Raw genomic sequence first — 21,119 nt, 5'->3', positions numbered from 1 at the left:
GGTAGGAAGGGTTCAGCTATAAACAAAGGTGGTACCACGGAATATAACCCTTTTCGTCCTTTCTATTAGGATGAATAGGGTTTTTTATATTAGCATTTTTCTAGAGTAACCGTCCGTAAGACTCCCACTTCAATACAGTGTTTAAGTAGAGTAACGGACACTAGCACCGCAAATGGTTTACCTAACAATTAGTGGGTGAAAACCTAAAACTCCCACTGATCGAAATTCCACTTTATTTCAGAGCATTGTTTAGAGGGAAGTAGGATTACACCTACACCAAAAGGAGGACATAAACATGACAGAAAATGGACAAAATTTACCACCGAAGTATGATTCGACAGCTGTAGAAGCTGGGCGTTATCAATATTGGGTGGAAGGGAAATTTTTTGAGGCAACAAGAGAAGAAACGAAACAACCGTATACGGTAGTAATACCACCACCAAATGTTACAGGGAAGCTACACATTGGTCATGCATGGGATACAACGTTGCAAGATATTATTGCGCGAATGAAACGGATGCAAGGCTATGATGTTCTATATTTGCCAGGAATGGACCATGCAGGAATTGCGACTCAAGCAAAGGTAGAAGCTAAACTTCGTGAAGAAGGAGTAAGTCGTTATGACCTAGGTCGTGAAAAGTTTCTTGAGAAAGCGTGGGACTGGAAAGAATCTTATGCTTCTTTTATTCGCGAACAATGGGCAAAAATGGGTCTAGGTTTAGATTATTCAAGAGAACGTTTTACGCTTGATGAAGGTTTATCAGAAGCAGTTAAAGAAGTATTCGTGAAATTGTATGAGGAAGGTTTAATTTATCGCGGAGAATATATTATTAACTGGGATCCTGCTACGAAAACAGCACTTTCTGATATTGAAGTGATTCATGAAGAAGTAACTGGTCATTTCTATCATATGAGATATCCACTCAAAGACGAAGAAGGATATATTGAAATTGCTACAACACGTCCGGAAACAATGCTGGGAGATACAGCTGTTGCTGTTCATCCAAAAGATGAACGTTATCAACATTTAATTGGAAAAAAAGTTGTTTTACCTATCGTTGGGCGAGAAATTGAAATTGTTGCAGATGACTATGTTGATATGGAATTTGGTTCTGGTGCAGTAAAAATTACTCCAGCTCACGATCCGAATGACTTTGAAATCGGGAATCGTCATAATTTAGAGCGCGTGCTTGTCATGAATGAAGATGGAACGATGAACGAGAAAGCGGGAAAATATAAAGGATTAGATCGCTTTGCATGTCGAAAACAATTAGTAAAAGACCTTCAAGAGGAAGGGATTCTATTCAAAATTGAAGAACATATTCATTCAGTTGGACATTCCGAGCGTAGTGGGGCTGTTGTAGAACCATATTTATCAACACAATGGTTTGTTCATATGCAGCCTTTAGCAGATGCAGCAGTTGAATTACAACAAAAGAATTCTTCTGAAAAAGTAAATTTTGTTCCAGAAAGATTTGAAGGTACGTATCTGCGTTGGATGGAAAATATCCGTGATTGGTGTATTTCTCGCCAACTATGGTGGGGACATCGCATCCCTGCTTGGTATCATAAAGAAACAGGAGAAATTTATGTAGGGAAAGAAGCGCCAGCTGATAGTGAAAACTGGGAACAAGACACAGATGTTTTAGATACGTGGTTCTCTTCTGCACTATGGCCGTTCTCTACCATGAACTGGCCAGATACGGAAGATCCTGATTTCCAAAGCTACTTCCCAACCAGCACATTAGTTACCGGTTATGACATCATTTTCTTCTGGGTAGCTCGAATGATTTTTCAATCAAAAAAATTTACAGATGAACGTCCATTTAAAGATGTACTCATTCACGGTCTTGTGCGTGATGCCGATGGACGAAAAATGAGTAAATCTCTAGGCAATGGTGTTGATCCAATGGATGTTATCGAAAAGTATGGAGCAGATTCTTTACGTTATTTCTTAGCAACCGGCTCAACTCCTGGCCAAGATTTGCGATTCCAATGGGAAAAGGTAGAATCGACATGGAACTTTATCAATAAAATCTGGAATGCATCTCGTTTTGTGTTAATGAACGTGGAAGGCATGAAATATAACGAGATTGATTTAACAACAGAAAAAAATGTTGCGGATAAATGGATCCTCACAAGACTTAATGAAACGATTACTCAAGTAAATAAGCAAACTGAACGATATGACTTTGGGGAAGCAGGAAGGTACTTGTACAACTTCATCTGGGATGACTTCTGTGATTGGTATATTGAAATGGCTAAATTACCGTTGTATGGAGAAGATGAGCAAGCAAAGCAAACAACACGATCAGTGCTTGTTCATGTGCTCGATCAAATCATGCGCATGCTTCATCCGTTCATGCCATTTGTGACAGAAGAAATCTGGCAGTACCTTCCACATGAAGGAGAGTCGATAACGCAAGCAGCTTGGCCAGAAGTTAACGACGCATTAAATGATCCACAGTCTGCAGCAGAGATGCAACGGTTAGTTGGTATTATCCGATCGGTACGTAACATCCGAGCTGAAGTGGATACACCAATGTCGAAACAGATTGTTTTAGCGATAAAAGCAAATGATCCAACTATCGAACAACAACTGAAAGATAATCGTCATTATCTTGACCGTTTCTGTAACACAAGTGAACTGACAATCGCAATCGATGTGAAAGCCCCAGAAAAAGCAATGTCAGCTGTTGTTACCGGTGCAGAATTGTATCTGCCATTGGCTGGTTTAATTGATGCCGAAAAAGAAATTGCACGTCTGCAAGCAGAATTAGAGAAATTGAACAAAGAGGTAGAACGTGTACAAAAGAAATTAGCGAATGAAGGATTTACGAAAAAGGCTCCAGAAAAGGTAGTAGAGGAAGAACGACAAAAAGAGGCTGACTATTTAGAGAAACGCGCGAAAGTTGCTGCTCGAATCGAAGAATTACAGCAATAATTCGTTGGTTAAAAACTTGATAGGTTAATAACGGGAATACTCCCCTTTTGCACAGAGAAAATCTGTTACGCTAAAGGGGAGATTTTCGTTTTTATGATGACTAATTTTTTGAGGAAATACATAAAGAATTTTTATAATATTTACGCTATTTGACAAATTGTTTGGTATAATTAAGGAATTAGATATAGGAAATAAGGGGGAAGTACGATCAATATGAGTATAAAGATCGATAGAATAGATCAATTTTTTACCGAAAGAAATAAAGTTGGAATTAAACCAGGATTAGATCGAATGGAACTTTTGTTACAAGCAGTAGGCAACCCTGAGAAAGAGCTAAATGCAATTCATATAGCTGGTACGAATGGTAAAGGATCTACATTAACCTACCTATCAAAAACATTTGAAACGGCAGGTTATCGTGTAGGCACTTTTTCCTCCCCAAGTATAACTACAAGACAAGCGATGATCCAAATAAACGGTGAGCCAATTCAAGATGAAGATTTTATCCGCTATTTTGTTGCATTACAACCGATTATTTCCGAATTAGATGAAAAGAATAATCCGGCTAGTGCGTTTGAAATTATCGTTGCTATTGCAATGCAGTTTTTCGCTGATGTGAGCGATATTGCAATTATTGAAGCGGGTATGGGAGGTAAAGAAGATGCAACAAATTGCTTTACTCCCCTTCTATCTATTATTACTTCTATCGGACTTGACCATGTCGAGTTTCTAGGCGACACCTTACAAGAAATTGCAACCCACAAGACAGGGATCGTTAAGCAAGATAGACCTGTTGTTATTGGAAAATTGCCTGAATCAGCCCGTCATGTCATTGTTAAAAATGCTACAAAGAAACAGGCCCCAGTTTATCAATGGAACAGTGATTTTTTTGCACAAAAAGTAACGATGAATCAGAACAGGCAAGAACAGTTTCATTTTCGTTATCACCAGGAAGATATTGCGATTACCTTAGCAATGGCAGGAGTTCATCAAATTGAGAATGCCTCTCTGTCTATTATGTCTTTACTCTTACTAAAAGAAAATTATCCTTCTATAACCAATGAAGTGATTCAAATGGGGGTAAAAAAAGCACAAATTCCCGCTCGATTTGAAGTGATTCATCGAGATCCAATGATCATTATTGATGGAGCACATAACGAAGCAAGCATAAATGCACTTCTTGCAACGATAGATCGGACATATCCTGGACAAGCAAAACAACTTGTTTTTGCTGCATTTCAAGACAAGCCATTAAAACGAATGATTGAGAAGGTAGATGATCATTTTGATCAAATTGTTTTCACAACCTTTGAACATCTACGTGCTTCAACTAGTGCAAGTTTATATGCTCTTTCCTCCCATCCCTATAAACGTGATGAAGGAAATTGGCGGTCTGTCATCGATCAAATAATAAATAGTGAACAAAACTCTCGCATTACTTTTGTCGCAGGTTCTTTGGATTTTGTTGGAAAAGTCAGACAATATATTAAGTAATAAGTACTGATGTATGTTATTTTAGTAATAATACAATAAAGTGAAACTTCAATCAGTGGGGTTTTTAGGTATCCCTCACTGATTGTTAGCCCTAAAGGATGACCTAAAGGCCCTTGTACTATTCGGGGTGCTAGCGTCCGTTACTCCCACTTAAACAACTTGATATTCTCGTTGTTTTGAAGTGGTAGTCTTACGGACGGTTGCTCCGGGATAAACGAACTAGATTAGCTAAATTCTGTTGAGAAATATACAAGAAGGGAGTGTTTTACATGATATCAAAAGCTAAAAGACAAGGTATATGGGGTTTGTGGGCAATCTTTTGGCCATTAATTTTAATTTTTATTTACTATAACTTTCCTGTATCAGCACCGATCGATTATCCAACGGTTTTTTCCTTTGTCTTACTTGGAATCATTGTCGCATTATTTCCAATTACACTAAATAATACACCCGTTTTCTTAGTGAATAGTGTGAGTTTAGCCACATTTCTGATCTTCGGGTTGGGTGTTGAAATGATCGTTACTCAAATTGCGATCTTAACTGTTATCTTTCGCTTGAAAATCAATAAAAATGATATTTTTAGAATTCCTTTGAATTTGCTAATGTTCTCAATTATCTCCCTTTTAGGTGCGATTGTTTATTATTTATTTGAAGACATGTATTTTTTGGGTAGAACAGATCTTCTTGGGATCTTTGGTTATGCTGTTATTGTTTTTGTTGCCAATCAAGCTTTATTAAAAATCATCCAGATTTCCCTATATAATAGAAAAGTTAAGATTTTTGACGAGGGATTTTATTTTTCCCTAATGATGAATGTTTACATGATTCCTATTGCATTGATTCTCGTCTATATGTATGAGGCATTTGGAGTAGCAGGTATTTATGTAGTTGGAATCCCAATCATCAGTGTATCGATAAGCATTAAAATGTATTATGCGAGCAAAACGATAAACGTGTATTTACAAAGTGCGAACCAAATTGCCCAAAAACTAACTGGTCATTTAAATCGATCGGATGTTGTAGATACGTATTTAACGGACCTTCCAGAGATCTTTACGATTTCCTGTGTTGCGGTTTATGATGTTCAAGATCAAAATAATGTGCAATTAATACGAAGCTATGAAAAAGAGAGTGGTATTGTTAACAAACAAGTAAATATTTCATTAAATAACCAATCGGTTTTGGTAGAAGCTAGAGATAGTGACCAAATGATTAGTGTGTCCACGGGAAAAGGGTGGAAAGATCGAGTGCCAGAACATTTGAGAGAGATGGGGGAAAGTCTTGTTGCGACTCCTGTGAAACGAAATCAAGAAATCGTTTCCATCATTGTGTTGGTAGCGAAACAAAAGCACGCTTTTGATGGGAATTTATTGGTAATTTTAAAGGTTTTGAACAACTATTTAGGTATTGCTCTAGAGAATGCTAAGCATTATGAAGAATCTCAAGCAGAAGGTCTGACCGACCATTTGACAGGGTTACCAAATTTCCGATTTATTGAACAGACAATTGCTACAATAAGAAATCAGCAACAACAAGCGTGGATGTCAGATATTGCAGCAACTGTGGAGGAACAAATCGAAGCTTCACAATCCTGTTCATTAATTCTTCTAGATTTGGACCGTTTTAAAAAAGTTAATGATACGTATGGACATGAATGTGGAAATGAAGTGTTACAAAAATTAGCGAACCGTATGAAGGACTTCATTGGAGATCGTGGGTGTGTTGCTCGATACGGTGGGGAGGAATTTTTGGTCTTTTTGCCGAATAGTATTCATCAGGAAGGTCTCCAAATTGCGGAAGATCTACGACTAATTATTGCAGGTGAACCATTCTGCTGTGTTAACCATATGGACGCTGATCGAGAAAAGGTAGATATTCACTTAACAGCGAGTTTAGGAATCGCAAGTTACCCGGATCATTGTGATGATCCAATGGAACTTGTACGTCTAGCAGATCGAACCATGTATGTGGGAGCAAAGCATAACGGTCGGAATAAAGTATCTGCGTATCAAGTATAGATTTTTGAAAAATATGTTTGGAATTTGGAAATAAACTAAAATAACACCTTACAAGTTCCTTCTTGTAAGGTGTTATTTTAGGTTTTAGTTTATAATATTTCTGTTGGACTCTCTAATAACGATATTATCAGCAGATGGAAGTGCATCAGGTGGATTTTCAATCAGGTTAGGGTTGTGTTTTATTCGCAATCTGGAATCGTTGCTACTAAGAGTTGCTTGCCTATTACTCCGTTCAAATGACCATGAAACACCAGAAGGACTGTAGTATCCCCATCTATTATTTTGATTAAACGAATCTCCTCTAATAGCATTTAATACGATATCCTTTGCAAATATTCCACCCTCTATTTCAATATTAGAACCAACACCGTAAATCTCTAACCTTTCATTGGAATAGAAAAAACCTCTGACCCTACTAATTCGTGAGCGATCATTTTCAAAAGAACTAATATTACTTATTTTTACTTCCCCATCTCCAAATAATACAAGTGATGATTCACCTTCTTCTCCAGATTGTATACCACGCAATCGAGAGTTACGAATTTCTGTATCACCAGCTACATATAATGTGGAGTCAAATTGTACGTCAGCTCCACGAATAATTAAATCTCCAGTAACATAGACAGGGCCTTTTATAGATATGTCTTCATAATTATTGACGTTATTGGCATTACTACTTGTATTACGATCCCCGATGTAAAGGTTCCCGTCTACATATAATCCACCTCTAAATGCGCCGGATGCATCTTGCCAACCGAAAGTAAGATTGGCCCCATCCCGAATATCAGAATCTCCTTCAAGATGAAGTCCACCAAAATGTTGTGTATAATTTAATCGAGGAGATAAAGAATTAAATCTAGGTTTTACCAATTTGTCCGCATAACTCCCTTCTAGTTCTAAGTATCTCCATGACAAGTAAGGTCTGTGATCTCCATTTGGTTGAACATCAGGAGAATTAATCTTAAATCGGTTTTCAGAGCTAGTTGCTTCAATAGATGAAAAATCGGCTTCCACACTTGATATTGTTGGGGGAGAACAGCTAAAGACGTTAGCGTAGTGCTCTGGTTGCATGGAAGTGTAACTTGCATGAGTATTTTGGTTTAAGTGACGCTGATAATTTGAAATATTATTTACTCTAATAATTTGCCCTAACACAGTAGAGTTATCTGAATCTACGCAAGGATAGAGCGATGGAATATAATGATCACCGCTACTAAATACCTGTGCATGGTTATAAACATATAAATTATTACCAGTATAAAGATCTCCTTCAATAGTTGAGGCGCCATGAAGAAACACATTTCCCTCAGCCCCAACTGCGTAACTTAGCACTTCAAAAACTCCACTCGCGGAAAGAGATAGTGTATAGATAATCTCCTTACTAACCCCTCCTGAAGTACCAATACTTTTGATATCAAAGTTTCCTTCTACAAATGAATCGGATTCCCGTAAATCTAAATCAGTTGGATCAAATGTTAAGGTGAAATTTTGATCTGGGGAAGCGTATCCATCTTGAAAAGGTTGAAGAATATCTAATAATAATGACGTAAACACATCGACAAATGAAAAGTCCTCACCAAAGTCTTCTGGGTTATAACCTAAACTTGTTAAGTCAATACTGCCTTCTTCATCTCGATAATCGTCAAAGCTACTATCAATATAAGCTAATGCATAGTCAACCCCCATTTGAGAAGAATGTAGTGCTTGTGTATCATGTTGTCGAAAGTTAACATTTTTTACCCCGGTTAAAGTAGAACCGAGTAGAGCCGTGCCAAGAACCGTGAAAATAACAACCATTAGCAAAACGAGTATGAGAGAAGAGCCATCTGAATTATTTATCCATCTTTTCATGTTCCATCAGTCCCCCCTCATAAAATTAATTCGACTTTGTAGCTGTATTCCTTCCATTCCTTCTTGCCGTTGATCATGAATATATAAATCTACATAAACTGTGTTACCGATTGTTGTAATGGTAGACTCCTTGCCACTAACTGTATCGGTAAAAAGATATTGAGTGTTGTGGATTGGTATAATATCTGTTGGGGTTGGATCTTCTGGATGAAAAATTTGACTAATACCAGCTTTACCTTCTGGAGTAAAACCAAGTAAAACACGCTCTGTCTCATTTATACGTACTTCGATGATATTCTCACTTGGTCCATTAGTAATACTATTTGATGTATAAATATAATTCAAGAAGTTTGCCATCACGATATCTGCTTCTTCTCGCAATCGAACTTCGCGAGATAATCTAGTATTGTAATTCATAACATTGACCATTACAGATACGACTCCAATGGAAATGATCGAAAAAATAACAACAGTTACTAATAATTCAACTAAAGAAACTCCTTTTTGATTTATGATCTTATTCATGGTTTTATATACCCCTCCAGGGTTGCTAAAGTATTATTACTATTTTCTCTAGTTATTAATATCGTAGCTACATATAAAGAAACATCAGCGTCTGAAGCTTTAATATCAATTTCTGTTGTATAACGATCACCATTTATAATCGGTGTACAGTTTGTACTTTCATCTTCGCAAGGAGTTAAGGTATAAGAACCGATGGTATTAATATTGTTATATCCTTCCGTTTGTAACCTTATTAACGTAGACTGAGCTAGGTTAATAGCTACTAATTGATTGTGATTGTTATGCTCAATGCTGGTAGATTGATAAAAAAAACCCATCAAGGATAAAATGATAATAGATAAAATTGTCATTGATATAAGTGTTTCAATAAGTGTGAATCCCTTGTTGCTTTTTATCAATTTTATCAACCTCTTTCTATAAATAAACTCTAAAAGTAATAATAATTTCTTAATCCTTATATTATATGATAGTATTGTACTAGACAACCCTAATCTCTATTTTTATTTACTTAATTTTGAAATTTTTATTTACTTTTTACCTAATAGTATATTATGATTAATGTAATATGATAATTGTCCTAAATTTAGAAGTTTTTGTTGAGTATGAATTTTATATGATTATCATTTCAAGATATTAGTAAAAATCAGCCAACTCCATCATAGTTAGAAGGTGTTCAAATTGAAAAATCCTAGAAAGAGATTAGGAGACCTACTTTTAGAATCAGGGTTAATTTCAGAGCAACAATTATCACAAGCATTGAAAGAGAAAAAATCAAATCAAAAGTTAGGGGATAAACTTCTTCAATCAGGAGCTATTACTGAGCAACAATTAATAGAAGTTTTAGAGTTTCAATTGGGAATCCCTCATCTAAGCCTGTATCTCTATCCGATTGATCCAAAAGCGACATCGTTGATTGAAAAAGATGTTGCGAAAAGAAACTTTTTAATGCCGATTAAAGTTGAAAAAAATAAATTACTTGTTGCGATGGCAGATCCAATGGATTATTTCGCTATTGATGACATACGACTCTCTACTGGTTTTGAAGTAGAGGTAGCAATAGCTACAAAAGATGATATTATCAGATCGATCAATAAATATTATGATTTAGAAAATGATGTTGAAGATCTGATTGAAGAAAAAGAAGAGCGTAACACCGATCAATTAGAGTTTGTTGTTGAAAATAATTCACCAATGATAAAGTTGGTGGATGAAGTATTGTTGCGAGCAGTTCAAGAAAGAGCAAGTGATATTCATATAGATATACAAGAAAAGCGTGTCTTAATTCGCTATCGAATTGATGGAGTTTTGACAACAGAACGTACGTTACCAAAGCAAATGCAGAAAATGTTAATTGCTAGAATAAAGATAATGGCTAGTTTAGACATTACAGAAAGTCGAATTCCTCAGGATGGTAGAATAAAGGTCAACGTAGAAGGACATCCGATTGATTTGCGTATTTCTACTTTGCCAACGGTTTATGGGGAGAAAGTAGTAATGCGGATTTTAGACTTAGGGAACTCATTAAATGAACTTGATAAATTAGACTTTAGTGAAAAACATTTTCGACAATTAAATGAAATGCTTGAGCAGCCAACAGGGATTGTCTTAATTACAGGGCCAACTGGATCTGGGAAGTCTTCTACATTATATGCAAGTTTAAATAAATTGAACTCCGATAAAGTAAATATTATTACGGTAGAAGATCCAGTAGAATATCAGTTGGAGGGCATAAATCAAATCCAGGTGAATAGTAAAGTTGGAATGACTTTCGCAAGTGGACTTCGATCCATTTTAAGACAGGATCCAGATATTATTATGGTAGGTGAGATTCGTGATTCAGAAACAGCAGAAATCGCGGTTAGATCATCACTAACAGGTCACTTAGTATTAAGTACAATTCATACAAATGATTCGATTAGTACGGTTAATAGATTGCTAGACATGAAAATTGAACCATTCTTATTAGCTGCCTCCTTATCAGGTATCGTTTCTCAACGATTAGTGAGACGAATATGTCGAGATTGTCGTGAGGAACAAGAAACGACAGTAAGGGAGCGAGATATCTTCAAGCAAAGAGGTATGGAAATAGAAACGGTTTATCGTGGCAAAGGATGCCCTACTTGTAATATGACCGGTTATCGTGGACGTTTAGCCATTCATGAAGTTTTTGTCGTAGATGAAGAAATCAAAAAAATGATCATGAATGATAAATCATCCAATGACTTAGAAACTTATGCTATCGATCAAGGAATGAACTTCCTGATAGATGATGGCTTAGAAAAGGTTAAAAGAGGGTTAACAACTACGGAAGAAATATTACGCGTAGCAGCTCATAAGTAGGTGGAATAATGACTCAAAGTCTTAATACTATATTAACTGAAGCAATTCAACTAGAGGCTTCAGATATCCATTTAACCATAGGGAAACCTCCTGTACTAAGAATTCATGGAGAATTAGTTACGTTTGGTTCCGAACCACTAACACCAGAAGATACAGAGCGTATGAAAGATGAAGTTCTCCCTGATACCTTGAAAGATCATTTGGAAACACATAGAGAAGTTGATTTTTCTTATGGAATACCAGGGGTTTCAAGATTTCGTTTAAATGCTTATTATCAACGCTCACATCTAAGTATTGCGATACGAGTGATTCAGATATCTATTCCCACCCTTGACGAGCTTCAAATGCCTAGTGTATTAAAAAGCATTGCCGAAAAGAAGCAAGGGTTGGTCTTAGTTACTGGTCCAACAGGAAGCGGGAAGTCGACTACATTAGCAGCAATGATAAAACATATGAACGAAAATACCAAAAGACATATCATCACCTTAGAAGATCCAATTGAGTATTTACATCGTCATAATCAATGCATTGTTGATCAACGAGAGGTAGGTGCTGATACAAAAAGCTTTAGTACAGGCCTTCGAGCTGCGTTAAGACAGGACCCTGATGTTATTCTCGTCGGAGAATTGCGTGATCTTGATACAATTGCAACTGCTATTACAGCGGCAGAAACAGGCCATCTTGTATTAGGCACTTTGCATACGTCGAGTGCAGCGGCTACTATAGATCGAATTATCGATGTGTTTCAGCCAAATCAACAAGGACAGATTAGAATTCAACTAGCCTCTGTTTTGGTAGCTATTTTTTCCCAAAGGTTATTAAGAACAACACATCAACAGGGAAGGCATGCTGCTACGGAAGTGCTTGTAAATAATTATCCGATTGCCAATTTGATTCGAAATGAAAAAACTCATCAAATTGAAAATGTGTTGCAAACAAGTAAAGCAGAGGGCATGCACACACTAGAAATGAATGTCCAAGAACTTCTGAAAAAAAACATCATTGACTATGCAGAAGCTAGACCTTATCTGAAAGAGAGGTGATTTTTTTGCCGCAATACAAGTATCGAGGACGCACGGCACAAGGTGTGAAAAAAGAAGGCGACGTTACAGGGAAGTCAAAGAAACATGTAATAGAAAAACTTCGTGAGCAAGGAATAGCAATGGCTCAATTAGAAGAGGTAGAGACATCTTTTTTAAATCAAGAAATCGTTATTGGAAATCCTGTAAAATTGGAACATTTCGTTATTTTCTTAAGACAATTCTCTACATTGTTGGAGTCAGGTGTGACCATTGTAGACGCTACGAACATCTTGTCAAAACAGACAAGTAGCAAACCATTAATGAGAGCACTAGAAAGTATTGAAGAAGAACTTTTATCCGGAAGTGCTTTCTCTGATGCCGCGGCTAAGCATAAGAAAATATTTCCTCCTATTTTTATTAACATGGTTCGATCAGGCGAGGCTAGTGGTGGTTTGGAAGAAGCGCTAGATCAATTGGCTGTTCAGTTTGAAAAAGAACATGAGACAAAACAAAAGATTAAATCAGCTCTAGCTTATCCTATTGTGATTGCTTTTGTCGCAATCGCAGTAGTTATCTTTCTACTTACCTCGGTTGTTCCGATGTTTGCCTCCATGCTAACGGATGTTGGAGGAGAATTACCTGCTATTACGAGGTTTGTGCTGGGCGCAAGTGATTTTGTAGGAGGTTATTGGTGGTTAATCATTCTTTTCTTTCTTTCAATTGTTATTGCAATTATCTTACTTAAAAGAAAACCAGAAACAAAATATTATCTTGATTTTTTTGTTCTGAAAATCCCTATTTTCGGTGTATTATTACAAAAATCTGCGATAGCCAGGATGACGAGGACTTTGAGCTCACTACTATCTAGCTCAGTTCCTATTTTGCAGTCATTAAAAATCGCTGAAAAAGTTATCGACAATGAAGTAATCAGTCAAACGGTAGCAAGTTCTCGTACTGCACTGCAAGAGGGTAGACAATTAACAGAACCATTGCAAGATAGTTGGGTCTTCCCTCCATTAGTGGTTCAAATGATTTCGATTGGAGAGGCGACAGGTTCCTTGGATGCGATGTTAGGGAAAATTGCTAATTTTTATGAAAAAGAAGTAGAATATGCAACAGATCGTCTAAAGTCTTTAATCGAGCCCATCTTAATCGTTGTTTTGGCAGTGATTGTAGGGGTTATCGTTATATCACTGATTGTACCAATGTTTCAAATTTATAATGAAATTTAGAATGATGGGTATTTTAGGAGCGATGAAGCATGATCTTTATCTGGGCACTTGGATCATGTCGAGCTAGTAGTGCAACCTACTTTTAAATATAAAAAATATTTCAAAGGAGAGGTACACATGTTTAAAAAAATGGTAAAGAATCAGAAAGGTTTAACATTAATTGAGTTACTTGTTGTTGTAGTTATCTTGGGGATTATTGCAGCAATCGCTATCCCAAGTGTAGGAGGATTAATTGGTAATGCAAGGAAAGATGCACACGTTGGTAATGCACAACAAATGGTGAATTCAACAAGACTTTACATCACATCTACTTCAGATACACCAGCTTATGTAACTTTAGACACACTTTTAGATGGAAATTACATTGAGCCTGTAGATCATCCGGAAAATGGAGAAAGTTATCATTTAACGAATAGTAGAGTCACGATTACAAATAGCGGTTCAGATATTGAATACAGAGTTACACTAGAAGATGATAGCGGGAATGTTATAATTGACGACGAATTGTCACGAAATTTAGATCGAGAGAGCGTGAGATAGTAAGTGGAAGTATACACCTTATAAATAGGAGGGTCTAAAATGGAACTGTTTTTATATGCGTACATATTCGTATTAGGTGCCATTTTAGGCTCCTTTTATAATGTTGTTGGAATGCGAGTGCCAGTCGGAGAATCGATCGTTAAGCCACGTTCGCATTGTCCGAACTGTAAGCACATACTAAGATGGACGGAATTAATTCCTGTCCTTTCTTTTTTATCTCAAAAAGGACAGTGTCGAAATTGCAAACAAAAAATATCTCCAACTTACTTATTTTTTGAATGTTTAACAGCCATTCTTTTTGTTCTATCTGCTCTAGCTATTGGTTGGTCAGTAGAATTATTTGTTGCGTTATCCTTAGTTTCTTTACTTATAATCATTACAATATCTGATTTTAGGACCATGCTTATTCCAGATGCAGTACTTATTTTTTTTCTCGTAATTTTTATCAGTTTACGTATCTTCTCTCCACTAACACCATGGTGGGACAGTATTTTAGGAGCTATGGTTGGTTTTACGTTACTATTGCTCTTGGCAATTGTCTCGAAAGGTGGTATGGGTGGTGGAGATATAAAATTATTCGGAGTGTTAGGAATCGTATTAGGAACAACTGGTGTTCTCTTAACGTTATTTTTTGCTAGCTTGGTTGGTGCAATAGTTGGTTTAATAGGAATGGTTAGTGGGAAGACGAAGCGAGGAAATCCTATTCCCTTTGGACCATTTATTTCTGTAGCTGCATTATTCAGTTATTTTTTCCACAGTTCCATTATTGAATGGTATTTTAGTTTATTTTAAGTGGAAGGTAGGGGAAAGTGTGTTTTCAATAAATCTTAAGAACAATGCTTCAACTGCAATTCAGATAAAAGATCATGTAATTAGGTATGTGACAACTAAAGGGCCAAGTTACCAAGATGTAGAAAGTTTTGGTGAGACAATTTTACCTAGTGGTGTTGTAGAAAAAGGAACTATTGTAGATGAGGTAAAATTCAATCAAATATTTCAGGAATCGGTCGGAAAATGGAATTTGAAAAATAAACAGGTTATGTTTCTTGTTCCAGATGTATTTTTGTTTTTTCGTAAATTATCTATACCAGATGAGCTTGAAAATGAAGAAATTAGAGGTTACTTGAATTTCGAGATTGGGGCAAGTATTCATCTTCCATTTGAAGATCCTTATTTTGATTTTCACATTCTTCCCAAGGCTAGTGAAAAGGAAAAAGAAATTCTTTTTTTTGCTATTCCAGAAAAGCTAGTGAAGCAATATGAAAAAAAATTCGAACAATTCAAACTAAAACCTGTTGCAGCAGATGTTTCAGCCATCTCGTTTTTTCGATTGTTTTCTAGGATCCAAGAAACAGAAAAAGATGAACATTATCTTTTAATTGAATATAATTTATCATCGATCAATTTAAGTATTTTTCACGATAATATACCAATATTTATGAGAGAACAACCTTATCCTTTAATAGATGATGAATGGATTATTCATACAGAGGAAAACGTCGCTTCAATAAATTGTAAGGATTTAGCCCAAATGGAAACAAGAATTAATGAGCAACTAGCAGAAATAGATCGTGTTTCAAATTTTTATAAATATTCATTAAATAAAGGGGAAAAAGACATCACGACAATCCTTTTGACAGGAGACCATCCCTTGCTCCCGGATATTAAGAAACAATTAATGCAAAGAGATGTAAACATACTGGCTTTGTATGAGATGAATATAGGTATTCATAAACATTTTCATCTACCTTTAAGCCTATGTTTAAAAGAGGTGTAGTCCATGCTTGTTGAAATAAACTTACTACCCGAGAAACCGAAAAAAAACTATCTAATCCTGAGTATTGCTGGAACAAGTATTGTTGTCGGGCTACTGTTATTTTTATCAGGAGTTATCTACTATAACTCACTTAATCGAGAAATCGAGAGAGTGGAAAAAAGTATTGAAACGGTTGTCGAGATGCAGACCCTTGCAATGCAAGAGCAGTCAACAGATAGAACAGATCAACTTTTAGGTGAAACAGTTACGTGGCTCGAAGCACAACAGTTATCATCAACTAAGGTTTTGGATTCCCTTGTGCATCAATTACCATCCGATGGTTCTTTTGTGAATTATTATTATTCTGATGATGCTGAGGTTGAATTAACTGCAAGATTTTCTGAAGAAAGAGATGTTTCTAGTTACTTGCACAATCTTGATCAGTCACCTATGGTTACAAATATTGTCGTTAATACGATTCAACAAGGAGATAATGAATATGTAGCATCATTTTCAATTCGTTTAAACATATCTCAAGATAAGCAAACGGAAGATAATGACAGTGAAGAGTTAGAAGGTGAATCTGATGAATCTTAACGGGAAATTGATCAATCAGTTGTTAATTGTTTTTGCAGTGATAACTTTGCTTGGGTTAGGGATATTTTATTTCTTTTACCTTCTTCCCACGAGTAGGGATCTTTCTACTGCCAATGATCAATTAGTGAATGAAGAAGAATATTTAGCAGTGTTGCAAGAGAACAAAGCTTCTGCTGATGTTGATGATGGACAGTTACTTGAATATCTCGAAAGGATTCCTCCTAAACCATTTATGGAATATTGGCTAGTGGAGCTGGAAGAAATTCAAGAGAGGTCGGAGACAAATATAGATAGTTTTAATTTTAGTAGATCTGAATTAGAGTATAGCTTAACAGAGAACGATGAGGATGCTGAAGACAATTCATCTGCTTTACAACAAATAGATGCTACATTATCTGTTGAAGCGGACTCTTATGAGCAACTTTACTCGTTTTTAGAGGAATTAGAAAATTTAAACCGTATAACAACAGTATCATCTTTTTCTTTTTCCGAACCATCTATAACAGATTCTGGTACATCTATTATGCTCGACATTAATATAAGTACGTATTATATGAATGAGTTTGCAAATCAATTTCCAAATTATGAATTGGATGGTTCATTTGTTAGTCCAGAAGAAAGATCAAATCCGTTTCAATAAAAGTATCTCAAAGGGTAATTCCTTCGAGATACTTTTTATTTTTGCTAGTGAAGAGTATTATAACAATTTATGATAAGGGGCAATAAATCTAGCTTTATTTGAAGAATAGTTCTGTAAATCGATTCTTCTAAATTTTTTGCAAAATTAGCAAAGAATTTGTTTGTTTGCATTTGACAAATGTCTACGTTGTTTTTATGAACTTCATGATAGAGTGTTTGTTATAACCGAAATAATGGAGGCATTAAATATGGAGGACAAAAAGAAAATCACCGTAAAACTATCAAATGATCCGACTGAAGATTATCTATTTTCTAGTTATCAAGAAGAAGCTGCTAGTCTGGATGACATACCAGAACTTCAATATAAGAGTGTGAAAACAAGTAAGCTCAAAAAAAGTGGAAAAAAGTTCGGGGGAAATCACTCATCTTCCATAAAAAGTTTTATTATTACGGCCTTGTCTGCAATTGTCATTGGTGTTGGGCTGGGTATATTCATTTTGAATATGTTTGTCGTAAATGAGGAAGAACCAACAATGTCACAGCCAGTTTCTAGAGAACAAGAAGAAGGTGATCGTAATACAACGGAAACAACGGGCAGTAATCAGTTAGAATTAGCATCGCTTCAAGCATATGTGATTCAAGCAGGTGTGTTTTCTTCTTTGGAGCAAGCAAAGATCTCACAAGACACGATTCATCAAGCTGGTTTTCAAGCAATTTTATGGGAAACGGAAGAAGACATTCGTCTTTTTACCGGCGCTTATGGCTCTGAAGTAGATGCAAAACAAATGGCAGAAGTGATGGAAAGCGCTGGCTTAGATTTATATGTGCGGTCATGGAATAATGAAAGTGATGTGGCAAGTTTAGAGCAACCAGTAGCAGATTGGTTAGGGTTATTCACTGATTTATGGAATGCATCGCTTACAGGAATGACAGATCAAATGCATTCCAATTGGAACGATTGGGTCTTAGCGGCACCAGATAATATGCCTGATTCTGTAATGGAACTTAAAGAGAGAGTCGAACAATTTTTAAAACAGCCCAACAATGATATTCTCGATTCCGAATTACTTGTTTGGTGGTATTTGTATGATCAGCTATAGAAGTTTGTAACATTGATTTTGATTCTTAAAGAACAATTCTACTGTATTTTTTTGAAAGAAAAGAGTGTATCGCAGTAAGGTTTGATGGTTGCTTTCAAATAAGTAAAAAGACAGATGATCACTTATGCTCATCTGTCTTTTTACTTGTTTCTTGTTGTAATGAGTCACGCTATAGCGTGATGTGACAATCAGCAGCTTGTCACCGTATAACCTCTTATTGCTTCTCAAAATGACCTGTTGAACTCCCGGTCTTTTCCTTTAAGAAAACATGCGTTGAATCGATAAAATAGCTTTTTCTACGCACCTAATTTTTCATTTTTCTCGTAACAATAATTCTGTTTTTAACGCATTTTTATAACTCAAATACACAGATTGGTAATTTGTTATTTTTCGGATTGTTGCTAGAATGAAAATAAGTATAGAGAAAGGAGGTAATGCAATGACCGGATTACACGTGACAATGAAGGACATGCCAAAACAAGATCGACCACGGGAACGTCTCATGGAACTTGGAGCAAGCCATGTTTCCAATCAAGAATTGCTGTCGATCTTATTAGGAACAGGAACAAAAACAGAATCTGTACAAGCATTAGCACAGCGAGTGCTAATGCATTTTGAAGGAATCAATTTATTGCGCGAATCGACACTGGAAGAACTTACGGCAATAAAAGGAATTGGAGCCGCCAAAGCTGTTGGTATTTTAGCTGCAATTGAACTAGGAAAACGCATGAATCAACTGAAATCAGAAGATCGTTATGTGGTACGATGCCCAGAAGACGGGGCTGATTTCGTAATGGAAGAAATGCGTCTACTAAAGCAAGAGCACTTCGTGGTTTTATTCCTCAATACGAAGAACCAAATCATTCACAGACAAACTATTTTTATTGGAAGCCTCAATGCCTCAATCGTCCATCCACGCGAAGTTTTTCGCGAAGCCGTAAAAAGATCGGCCGCATCCATTATTTGTGCGCATAATCATCCCTCTGGCGTGCGCCTACAATGTGGTTAATTTTAGCGATTATCTAGTAATCTAGAACTCCTTGCAATGTTCTATGGTCAGCATCTTACTTTGAACGGAAACGTGTCAAAGGAACATAGCATGATGTGAAAAGGAGAAGAGACGATAATGCTATCAACATCGAATCCGTTCTTCAGACCAAGTGATGTATGGTAAAAGCTGAATTGTCTGAATCCTAGACGAATGTGTGTTGGATCCACCATTATTTATGATAGCTAATAGATAATGCGAACAAAATGGCAACAGATCGTCAGACTGTTAAACTAGAATTAATTCTTGCCATCGTAAGGTTTGTTCGGCAAATTTCAAATCGAAATAACCGTCGAAAGGGATACCTAACCATCACGCTACTAAAATTAATGATTAGGTAGGGATTACCTAAGTGCAACCCATATCTATGTTGCATAAGGTAACGGAGTCTTCATAGTACTCTACGTTTGCGAGTAATTCGTATAGCATGGGGAAGGGAGACAGGTTGGTTCATCAACTGAAAAGTGTGGAAGGAGTCATGAATATGGCAAAAAATCCATTTCACCAATTAGTCGAAATTAGAAAAGTATCTGCTCGTAATCAACCAGTAAAAGATTGTTATCGCTTATTGTATAAGAAAACGTTGTGGAAAAAGAATTATCAGGAAATCTTTTTAACAAAAGCGAATATCGATGATAATATTTCATGTTTAATAGACCAAGTAATTAATCAATTACGATGGGGTCATTTTCAATTTTCAGAAATCACTAACCGAACAGAAAAGGAATATCAGATCGTGACAAAAGTATATTTGCGAGTGATTATGAGTGTTATGCTTCAAATATATGCACCTGTGTTCACTTTGAAGACAGAACGAACTAGTCTTCCTCACAAAATAATTGAAATCAAAAAAACATGGGATGAGGTCACGTGGGTAATCAAAGGTGAATATATTGATGTACCACTGAAGCAAAAACGAGCATTTCTTCTTGAAAAGATAAGGGAAAAAGTTGCTGATGAGCGCTTTATAAGGTTACTTAGTCAGATCATTCGTAATGCCCGATGGAGAAATGAGTTCCCAGAGTTTGATCGATTGTTTCAAAAGATCTATTTTTTTGGACTCGATACAGAAATGATGTGCGAACCTTTCAGTGAACAAATTAAATATATTCGCTACCAAGAAGAATTTTTAATTGGAATAAAATCGAGAAAAGAGAATGCAGTAAATGTACAGCAAGAAATCAGGTTGGCACTAGGTAAAAAGACACGTTTTCTATGTCTAAAGATGAATAATACTATTCGACATATTCATCAATCAACCTTATTTTTCGATTGTAATTTCTTCAGAATTCCCACATCTACTGATAATCCAACGAATACATCCTTTCAATTCCACATTCCTGATATTAAATTGAAGCAATATGTACAAAAATATAACTATGGAAACATCGACGATCGGACGATTGATCCCAGAAAAGCATGCATGAATTATTCTGAAGAAAAAATCATGAACATTTTCCAAAAGGAAATACATCAATTCAAAACGAAATATTATTTTGCAGATAATTTCAAAAGTCAATTCCATACGTTGATTTATTATGCAAAAGGAAGTTTATTAAAGACAATAGCGATGAAACGTAGAACAACTGTTAACAAGCTTCGAAAAAAAGGTTGCGAAATAAGGAGTCTTTTCTAATAAGAACTAACTGGCGAGCCGTATACATTGAAAGGTGTACGTACGGTTCTGAGGGGGGAGTTATGAAACCTACCGTTGTTGTAAAGTAAGGCGCATAATTCCTACCCTACGATCCATCACCGTCACAAGAAGATATTCATGTGACAAAGCGCCTTAGTGAATGTGGTAAGATGATTGGCATCGAACTTTTGGACCATTTAGTTATTGGCGACCACAAATTTGTATCATTAAAAGAAAAAGGATATGTATAGCACTATCTATTTTATGATTTTTTTCGTATAATTAAATAGGCGAAAAAGATAATGGGCGCCATAACATAAGAAATTTTCTTGTGTTAGGCGCTTCTTGTTATGTTAAAATAAAAAGAACCCATTGTT

Annotated in this window: 17 protein-coding genes, 1 pseudogene, 1 riboswitch and 1 other annotated feature (1 of these 20 only partly in view); of the genes and pseudogenes, 15 read left to right on the top strand and 3 right to left on the bottom strand. The window is 36.0% G+C overall.

What is annotated here, in order from left to right; translation table 11 throughout:
- Positions 1 to 64, top strand: a binding site (T-box leader); it begins 206 nt to the left of the window's first position.
- A gap of 231 nt (positions 65 to 295) precedes the next feature.
- From OWO01_RS04220 to OWO01_RS04210, 3 genes are all read left to right on the top strand, one after another.
- Positions 296 to 2,944, top strand: coding sequence for a valine--tRNA ligase (locus tag OWO01_RS04220; protein WP_268779184.1), 2,649 nt, complete (start codon positions 296 to 298; stop codon positions 2,942 to 2,944).
- 213 nt (positions 2,945 to 3,157) lie between these two features.
- Positions 3,158 to 4,438: a bifunctional folylpolyglutamate synthase/dihydrofolate synthase gene (locus OWO01_RS04215; RefSeq protein ID WP_268779183.1), complete on the top strand. Its 1,281-nt coding sequence runs from the start codon at positions 3,158 to 3,160 to the stop codon at positions 4,436 to 4,438.
- A gap of 269 nt (positions 4,439 to 4,707) precedes the next feature.
- Positions 4,708 to 6,456, top strand: coding sequence for a sensor domain-containing diguanylate cyclase (locus tag OWO01_RS04210; RefSeq protein ID WP_268779182.1), 1,749 nt, complete (start codon positions 4,708 to 4,710; stop codon positions 6,454 to 6,456).
- Between the two features lie 84 nt (positions 6,457 to 6,540).
- Here the strand turns inward: OWO01_RS04210 and OWO01_RS04205 are convergent, their stop codons facing one another.
- From OWO01_RS04205 to OWO01_RS04195, 3 genes are read right to left on the bottom strand one after another with little or no spacing between them, the layout of a single operon-like run.
- Positions 6,541 to 8,307, bottom strand: coding sequence for a hypothetical protein (locus OWO01_RS04205; RefSeq protein ID WP_268779181.1), 1,767 nt, complete (start codon positions 8,305 to 8,307; stop codon positions 6,541 to 6,543).
- A 6-nt stretch (positions 8,308 to 8,313) separates the two neighbouring features.
- Positions 8,314 to 8,832, bottom strand: a complete 519-nt coding sequence (locus OWO01_RS04200) for a type IV pilus modification PilV family protein (protein WP_268779180.1) — start codon at positions 8,830 to 8,832, stop codon at positions 8,314 to 8,316.
- A complete protein-coding gene (locus OWO01_RS04195) occupies positions 8,829 to 9,230 on the bottom strand; it encodes a type IV pilus modification PilV family protein (RefSeq protein ID WP_268779179.1) in 402 nt (133 codons plus the stop codon). The genes OWO01_RS04200 and OWO01_RS04195 overlap by 4 nt, the downstream gene beginning before the upstream one ends.
- Before the next feature lie 280 nt (positions 9,231 to 9,510).
- Here OWO01_RS04195 and OWO01_RS04190 point away from each other — a divergent pair, with 280 nt between their 5' ends.
- From OWO01_RS04190 to OWO01_RS04135, 12 genes and pseudogenes are all read left to right on the top strand, one after another.
- Entirely contained in the window at positions 9,511 to 11,172 is a 1,662-nt protein-coding gene (locus OWO01_RS04190; protein WP_268779178.1) for a GspE/PulE family protein, read from the top strand.
- Positions 11,173 to 11,180: 8 nt separating this feature from the next.
- Positions 11,181 to 12,215 carry a type IV pilus twitching motility protein PilT gene (locus OWO01_RS04185; protein WP_268779177.1) on the top strand — a complete coding sequence of 345 codons (1,035 nt, stop codon included), beginning with the start codon at positions 11,181 to 11,183 and terminating at the stop codon, positions 12,213 to 12,215.
- On the top strand, positions 12,212 to 13,426 hold the full coding sequence (locus OWO01_RS04180; RefSeq protein ID WP_336283713.1) for a type II secretion system F family protein: 1,215 nt from the start codon (positions 12,212 to 12,214) through the stop codon (positions 13,424 to 13,426). Before OWO01_RS04185 ends, OWO01_RS04180 begins: the two co-directional genes overlap by 4 nt.
- Positions 13,427 to 13,434: 8 nt before the next feature.
- Positions 13,435 to 13,516, top strand: a riboswitch (cyclic di-GMP riboswitch).
- A gap of 27 nt (positions 13,517 to 13,543) precedes the next feature.
- A complete protein-coding gene (locus tag OWO01_RS16000) occupies positions 13,544 to 13,966 on the top strand; it encodes a type II secretion system protein (RefSeq protein ID WP_272505990.1) in 423 nt (140 codons plus the stop codon).
- Positions 13,967 to 14,005: 39 nt separating this feature from the next.
- On the top strand, positions 14,006 to 14,758 hold the full coding sequence (locus OWO01_RS04170) for a prepilin peptidase (RefSeq protein WP_268779175.1): 753 nt from the start codon (positions 14,006 to 14,008) through the stop codon (positions 14,756 to 14,758).
- A gap of 19 nt (positions 14,759 to 14,777) precedes the next feature.
- The gene (pilM, locus tag OWO01_RS04165; RefSeq protein WP_268779174.1) at positions 14,778 to 15,743 is read left to right on the top strand and encodes a type IV pilus biogenesis protein PilM; all 966 of its coding nucleotides are present in this window, start codon (positions 14,778 to 14,780) and stop codon (positions 15,741 to 15,743) included.
- A gap of 3 nt (positions 15,744 to 15,746) precedes the next feature.
- Positions 15,747 to 16,319 carry a PilN domain-containing protein gene (locus OWO01_RS04160; protein ID WP_268779173.1) on the top strand — a complete coding sequence of 191 codons (573 nt, stop codon included), beginning with the start codon at positions 15,747 to 15,749 and terminating at the stop codon, positions 16,317 to 16,319.
- Positions 16,309 to 16,959, top strand: a complete 651-nt coding sequence (gene pilO / locus OWO01_RS04155; RefSeq protein WP_268779172.1) for a type 4a pilus biogenesis protein PilO — start codon at positions 16,309 to 16,311, stop codon at positions 16,957 to 16,959. The genes OWO01_RS04160 and pilO overlap by 11 nt, the downstream gene beginning before the upstream one ends.
- 247 nt (positions 16,960 to 17,206) lie before the next feature.
- Positions 17,207 to 18,058: an SPOR domain-containing protein gene (locus OWO01_RS04150; RefSeq protein WP_268779171.1), complete on the top strand. Its 852-nt coding sequence runs from the start codon at positions 17,207 to 17,209 to the stop codon at positions 18,056 to 18,058.
- Positions 18,059 to 18,497: 439 nt separating this feature from the next.
- The gene (gene radC / locus OWO01_RS04145; protein WP_268779170.1) at positions 18,498 to 19,067 is read left to right on the top strand and encodes a RadC family protein; all 570 of its coding nucleotides are present in this window, start codon (positions 18,498 to 18,500) and stop codon (positions 19,065 to 19,067) included.
- 523 nt (positions 19,068 to 19,590) lie between these two features.
- Positions 19,591 to 20,742 carry an RNA-dependent RNA polymerase family protein gene (locus OWO01_RS04140; RefSeq protein WP_268779169.1) on the top strand — a complete coding sequence of 384 codons (1,152 nt, stop codon included), beginning with the start codon at positions 19,591 to 19,593 and terminating at the stop codon, positions 20,740 to 20,742.
- 110 nt (positions 20,743 to 20,852) lie between these two features.
- Positions 20,853 to 20,993: pseudogene (locus OWO01_RS04135) on the top strand (JAB domain-containing protein); the annotation flags it as partial.
- Positions 20,994 to 21,119: the final 126 nt, after the last annotated feature.

Origin of the sequence: Natronobacillus azotifigens (genome assembly GCF_026805325.1) — a bacterium.
GTDB lineage: Bacteria > Bacillota > Bacilli > Bacillales > Amphibacillaceae > Natronobacillus > Natronobacillus azotifigens.
Note: the sequence above shows the minus strand (reverse complement) of the source record. Positions and strands in the feature narration are given on the sequence as shown.